The 6,060-nt window shown below is 55.0% G+C and carries 6 protein-coding genes; 1 reads left to right on the forward strand and 5 read right to left on the reverse strand.

Annotation, left to right across the window (positions count from 1 at the left end; genetic code table 11):
• Positions 1-27 precede the first annotated feature (27 nt).
• The 5 genes from ACR0KJ_RS16830 to ACR0KJ_RS16850 all read right to left on the reverse strand — a co-directional run bounded on the left by ACR0KJ_RS16830 (position 28) and on the right by ACR0KJ_RS16850 (position 4,690).
• Entirely contained in the window at positions 28-780 is a 753-nt protein-coding gene (locus ACR0KJ_RS16830; protein WP_480627210.1) for a DUF3299 domain-containing protein, read from the reverse strand.
• 219 nt (positions 781-999) lie between these two features.
• On the reverse strand, positions 1,000-1,380 hold the full coding sequence (locus ACR0KJ_RS16835) for a hypothetical protein (protein ID WP_170455709.1): 381 nt from the start codon (positions 1,378-1,380) through the stop codon (positions 1,000-1,002).
• A 24-nt stretch (positions 1,381-1,404) separates the two neighbouring features.
• The gene (locus ACR0KJ_RS16840; RefSeq protein ID WP_480627211.1) at positions 1,405-1,803 is read right to left on the reverse strand and encodes a hypothetical protein; all 399 of its coding nucleotides are present in this window, start codon (positions 1,801-1,803) and stop codon (positions 1,405-1,407) included.
• Between the two features lie 64 nt (positions 1,804-1,867).
• A complete protein-coding gene (locus tag ACR0KJ_RS16845; protein ID WP_480627212.1) occupies positions 1,868-3,214 on the reverse strand; it encodes a metal-dependent hydrolase family protein in 1,347 nt (448 codons plus the stop codon).
• Positions 3,215-3,328: 114 nt separating this feature from the next.
• On the reverse strand, positions 3,329-4,690 hold the full coding sequence (locus ACR0KJ_RS16850; RefSeq protein ID WP_480627213.1) for a metal-dependent hydrolase family protein: 1,362 nt from the start codon (positions 4,688-4,690) through the stop codon (positions 3,329-3,331).
• 183 nt (positions 4,691-4,873) lie between these two features.
• Between ACR0KJ_RS16850 and ACR0KJ_RS16855 the strand changes: the two genes are divergently transcribed.
• Positions 4,874-5,899, forward strand: coding sequence for a helix-turn-helix domain-containing protein (locus ACR0KJ_RS16855; RefSeq protein WP_480586053.1), 1,026 nt, complete (start codon positions 4,874-4,876; stop codon positions 5,897-5,899).
• Positions 5,900-6,060: the final 161 nt, after the last annotated feature.

Consider the following 6,060-nt stretch of genomic DNA (forward strand, 5'->3'; position numbering starts at 1 on the left):
AACCTTATTCGGGTCAATTGGCTCGTGTCACTGATCGTCTCTGGTAGCACCGCCAGTCGCCTTGATCCTTCCCATCAATACGCGTTCCTTATTGGTTGCAGCCTCTTCGGAAGTCTTGGTTGGTCTAAAAGTCTGAACGTCATCGACCTCCAAAGTAAACGCAGCCTTCATGAGGACGGGACCATCAACAACCAGCATTTCCTTCTGCGTCGGCTCAATCCTGATTTGACCGGTCACAACGATGGGTTCGTAGACTGTCGATGGCGCCCAGGAATCACTCAGGCGCAAACGCACCATCTGGTTCGGGGGCGGAGGTGGAACATGGCTGCACATTCCACGTTCCGGCACGACATACGCCATTTGGGAGCCATCTTCGTCCCGGGGTGCCGGGATCACAAACCCGCCCAACGAAACGGTCATGCCATCATATTCGGTGTTGGCGGCCGTGCCCGCCTTCTCACGTCGTTCCATCACAATCCAGCGTTGGGAAATCAGCCAGTCCGCATCAACGCCTTCCTCAGCAAGGATTGCTTCGGTCGCCTCGAGATCCATTTGAAGCTGGTCCAGCTGTTCCGGCGTCGACCCACCTTTTTCTTGCTGCGCGCGCAACCGGACCAATTTGCGAAGCGCGCCAAGCTGTTTGCCCGTCAATTCGACGAACGGATCTTCATAGTTCTGAGCAGTTTCATCGATCAAGTCTGACCACTCGATACGTGCGACTTCCGAATGAGTCGGCAATGCCAGAAAGAATGCAGCAATCACAGCATAAGACAGTCTCATTGTAATATGCTCCTCTTTAGTCCGGTGAACGATTTACAGTTCGCAACTGCACCGCGTGTGGTCATTCCTGTGGCAAGTGCAAAAAGTACAAGAAGGGGCTCTATCGTCGTAGCGCCTCGGATCCGGTTTTTGAACTTGGGCCGGGGTTCACAGTATGATCGCCCCGGCCAGCTTCAGGACAAACGAGGTAGTTCTTGCCCTGAAACATTGAACTTTCGCCTAGTTTAGAAGATCACCGACGATGCCGACCGCATCGACAACGGTAGACAGATCATTCGTAACTTCGAGGACTTCGTCATCGACCAGAATGTAGCGGTTTCCTTTGCCCGGCTCCCCCAGCTTCCATTTGGAAAGGTCCCCAATATCCTCGAACTCCAGATCAGATGGGAGCTTGGCACCGCGCGTGTAGCGCTTGATCTGACCGGGCGGCACAGCCTTTGGGCCTTTGCCGGGTTTGTCTTCGATCTGAATGCTGACATCACCTTTCTTGCCCCCCTTGTTCGGCTTTTTACCCTTGTTGTCTTTGGCAAAGGCATCGCTGCCTCCAAGGATGAAAAACACAACTGCCAAGGCTGCGAGAATTCCGTATGCGATCTTCATAGCTTGTTCCTTTGCTTCCCAACTTCATTCCACCGGCGTTGAAAATTCCGGCACGCGCTTCAGGGCTTCGATCATGTCCGCGCTCGTCATCAGTTCGATGAACGTGTAGTCTTTCAGAACCCCCTGGCCCAGACGCGAAATATATATGGCCTGCACCATGCCCGGATCGTCCGGGAAACGGACGGTGATGTAGTTCTTGCCATCCGCCAGTCCCCAGAAATAGCTGATCATCTCACCGCCCATTGCGGCGAGCGCAGCGCCCATATCCTTTTCCCGGTCTGTCGGATTGTCGATCATGATTTGCCTGGCATCGGGGTTTGGTTCCCCGATCCCCAGGTAGTATCGGCTGTGAGACTCCTCCGCCGCTGCTCCGGAAACACCAATCCCAACTGCGCAAAGAGTTACTGCGATTGCCTTGTTCATTGATCGCCCCCCTGTTCAGGATCGACAGCGCAAGGCGCAGGGGCCAATTTCCTGCATACTCCGCTCATTCGAGTGTATTTTTGTAGAAGACGCCGTCTTTCATGATCACGCGAATGGTCTCAAACCCTCGATCACGCGCGGGTGCATCAAACCACTTCGGGTTTGCTCCAAGAACCGACAGGTCCTCCAGCGGGTTTCCATCGACGATCAGGATGTCTGCATAGGCCCCTTCTTGGATCACGCCCAGTTTGTTGGGATAAGGGTTCCGCCGCCCTGTCAGTTGGGCGAGTTCGCCACCAGTCGAGGTCGCTGCAACCAGGAAAGCATGGTTCCCCAGCAATTCAGCGAAGTAGTATTTCTCAAAGTCCCGGTGCGCGCGGCCAAACCCAATTGTGGACAGCACAGTGTCGACGTTATGCACGATCTTGGGCTTGTACTTTTTGATGTACTCAATGACGTTTTCTGACCCGACCAGATATTCTTCCAGTTTCGGTTTCACCGTCGGCATCGAGAAATTCGGATGGTCGAGCAGCGCTGGATCCATTCCAGCCACATTCAAGGCCCAAAAAATGCCCTCATCCGCAATGCGCTGCACAGTTTCCTCGCTCACCATCTGAGCGTGCTCCAGTGACTTGACGCCTGCGTCGAGAGCCATTGTGACCGTTTCGTCAGTATAGGCGTGGACAGTCACATAGGTATCAAAGAAGGACGCAGCCTCGACCGCTGTCGAAATCTCATCAACGTTGTAGGCAACGGACCAGAGCGGGTCGAGCTCGGATGACACACCGCCACCGGCCATCAGTTTCAGGAAACTCGCCCCATGCGCGAAGTTAAGCCGCGATGCCTTCCGGATTTCCTCGGCACCATCAGCAATATAGGACAGGTTGAACGTATTGGCGACGTCGTCCGATCCCATGTTGAAGGTTCGCTGCTCGGGGTTACGCCAGTCACCATGCCCGGACGTCGGGCCGATGGCGGCACCTGACGCATAGATGCGTGGCCCGTCTACAATCCCCTTGTCGATCAGTTCGCGCAGACCTGATCCCATTCCGCCGGTATCCCGAACCGTGGTGTAACCATCGTAGAGATAGTCGCGGGCATTTTCAGCCGCGGTGGCCCCGATCTGATCCCATTTGGCGGCCTGAAGACCCGAGAAGGATTGCACGAGCCCTGTCGCGTAGAGATGCACATGACTGTCTATCAATCCGGGCATCAGCGTGCGACCACCCCCGTCAACAAGCGTCGCATCAGGCGCATCAATACCGTCGGTCGAGACTGTCTTTATGAGATTGCCTTCAACCAGAACATTCGCGTTTTCAATCCGCTCTTCACTAATTCCGTCAAAGATATGCACGTTGGTGAACAAGGTTTGTGCGGGCGCGTCCTGCGCCAACGCGCTGCTTGCTGCCAAGGAAACAAGTCCAGCGATTGCTGTCAGTGGGGCCAGTGTTTTCACGTGTCAGTACTCCCATTTGTCAAAAAAAGGGGGCGCGGGATGCCGAGGTAAATTCACCCCGCGCGACACTCAATCGAGTGTATTCTTGTAGATCACGCCATCTTTCATGATCAGATCGATGTTTTTGGTGTAATCCACCAGGATCTCGGCATCCTCGACCGGGTTACCTTCGACCAGCAGCAGGTCGGCATATGCGCCCTGTTCGATCACGCCCAGCGGGCCTGCCGTGTAGGGGTTGAGTTTTCCTGAAAGTGCCAGAAGTGCGGCCGATTTTGACGTGGCCTGTTGTAGGATTTCATGTGAAGTCCACGCCTCCAGCCGGTATTTGAACTCGTCATTCTGCTTGGTCAGAGCCACCGGGTCGCCGATGATATCGGTTGAGAATGCAACGTTTTCGATCTCGTACTCTTTCAACAGTTTCATCTGGTTGCGCGCACCGGCCTGAACATCAAGGAATTTGGGCGCCGCTGCCGGGCCAAGCGCCTTCTTGACAACTTCCTCATCAAGCCCAAGCAGAGAATAAAACGGGACAATCCAGGCGCCAGAATCCTTGATGGCCTGGGCTGATACTTCAGTCATCAGTTGCCCATGTTCTATGCTGATGACGCCTGCTTCCAGTGACCGCAGGATCGAGTCGTCGTTATAAGCGTGGACCATGACATAAGTCCCCCAATCGGCCGCTGCGCGAACCGATGCCTCTAACTCTTCCGGCAATCCTTGAACGGTGTGCAACGGATCAACCGAAGATGACACACCACCACCTGCCATCACCTTGATCTGGACCGCGCCCATGCGCAGCGCTTCGCGCGTTGCACGTAAGACTTCGGGCACGCCATCGGCCAGGAACTCGACATGCTGGTTGAAGAAAGACGGCTGCGCCCCCATGAAGTTCGGGTGGGGTTCGGTATAGACTCGATGCTCGCCATGCCCGGAAGTCTGCGAAATGACCGGCCCCGATGCGTAAATCCTTGGGCCCACGGCCTTGCCGCGGTCTATCGCTTTTTGCAGACCAATTGCCGGGCCACCCGCATCCCGAACGGTTGTGAAACCACGTAGCAGCATCTTCTCGGCCTCAATTGTGGAAACTGCGCCCCAGTACATCCAGTCAAAATTGTCCCTCAGGTCCGCGACGGGCTCGGTGATTGCCATATGTACGTGCGCATCGATCAAGCCCGGCATCAGCGTTCGCCCACCACCGTCAATGATCTGGGCATTGGCGACGGCCAACGGTTCCGCTGATACCTCGGCAATCAGATTGTCCACGACCAGAACGTTTGCGTTCTCAATGCGCTGTTCATCGACACCGTTAAACACGTGCACGTTGGTAAAGAGGATCGGGAAGTTTTCTTCCTGCGCACAAGCCTGGCTCGCGATCGCCAGACTTGCAAAGACCGCTGTAGCAGACAGTATTTCCTTTAATCCAAGCGTCATGGCGGCTCTCCAATCGCGAATCACAAATGTTGATTTATGAATGTGATTTTAGACTGACCGCTGAAAATTGCCTGACAATATGACCGGTCCGGCCAAATTGACTTGGCATTCTGCAAGCTTTCGGCGCCTTTTCTGTGTGTTTGCTGTCTTTCTGTCATAAACTTCGTGATATTTGAGGGCGACATGGACGCATTTGAGCAAAAAACAAAGAAGGCGTTGCCGCTGGTCCGGGCATCGGTTGCTGCACCCGTTGTAGCTGCTTTGCGTGGCGCCGGTGTTGAACCGGCTTTTGTTTTGGACCCGCTGGGCGTGAGCGAAGCTCAGGTGATGGATCGCCAGAATTTCCTGCCACACGAGACGATCTATAAAATCCATCAAGCCGCTGCTGACGCAACATCACCGGATTTCTGCGCGCAAGTTGGTCAATCAATCGACCTTGTTCGGTTTCTGCCTCTTGGTGACATGTTGGCCAAGGCGTTGACGCTGGGCGACTTTTTTACGCGCTACACTCAAGCCGTCTCGAAAGAATCCAATGCGGTCACGCAATCGCTGCTTGTGGAAGGCGAGCACGCCTATTTCAGTGCCAAGCGGAATTTCAAGCTTTCGGTTTCGCCCGGGCAGACCGACGCATTTCTGGCAAGCATCTGGATATCATTGCTGCATCGGGTTCTGGATTTCAGATGGGACCCGAGCCAGATCATTTTACGGGTCAGCGAACCTGACGTGCTACCCAGGCATTTTCATGGTGTTCATGCCATCATGTGCAGCCCTCAGGGTTTTTCGATCCGGTTTCCCTCGACCTGGCTGAGCCATCAGTTGACCCCGGAAATATTGGAGAATCCGTCAGACCTGACACGCGCTACCCTCGACCAGCATGCGCCTCAGGATTTCTTGGCCGGGCTTCAGGGCCTGATCCGGATTCACCTGGCCGAGCCGGGATTTGGCGTCGATCAACTGGCGCGGCTGTGCGGTTTCCACCGGGAGACATTGAACAACCGGCTGGCCCCTTACGGGCAATCAGCCTCTCAGGTCATGTCTGGCGTCAAACTGGAAGAAGCAAAGAGGCTGCTGGGTCCGGCAGGGAAGTCCGTTGGTGAAACCGCACTGCGGCTTGGCTACGCAGACTCCACTGCGTTTTCGAGGGCGTTTCGAAATTGGTCCGGAATGTCACCGTCGGCTTATAGGAATTTGGTGAAAGGGCAGGGCTGACGATCACTGTTGTCGAATCGTTCTGTATCCGGTTGCATGCACTTGGATGCAGCAAAAGCGACGTGAACATGATGACCCTTCATGACGCCCCGTTACAACCTGGTCCACAAGGCAATTCTGCGTATCAGCGCCTGCTGGACGAGATTCGCGAGGGCACTCTT

Source organism: Ruegeria sp. AD6 (assembly GCF_056542325.1).

Excerpts from the sequence above, each read along its gene's own strand:
- ACR0KJ_RS16830 (WP_480627210.1), bottom strand. The coding sequence starts at position 780 with ATGAGACTGTCTTATGCTGTGATTGCTGCATTCTTTCTGGCATTGCCG.
- ACR0KJ_RS16835 (WP_170455709.1), bottom strand. The coding sequence starts at position 1,380 with ATGAAGATCGCATACGGAATTCTCGCAGCCTTGGCAGTTGTGTTTTTC.
- ACR0KJ_RS16840 (WP_480627211.1), bottom strand. The coding sequence starts at position 1,803 with ATGAACAAGGCAATCGCAGTAACTCTTTGCGCAGTTGGGATTGGTGTT.
- ACR0KJ_RS16850 (WP_480627213.1), bottom strand. The coding sequence starts at position 4,690 with ATGACGCTTGGATTAAAGGAAATACTGTCTGCTACAGCGGTCTTTGCA.
- ACR0KJ_RS16855 (WP_480586053.1), top strand. The coding sequence starts at position 4,874 with ATGGACGCATTTGAGCAAAAAACAAAGAAGGCGTTGCCGCTGGTCCGG.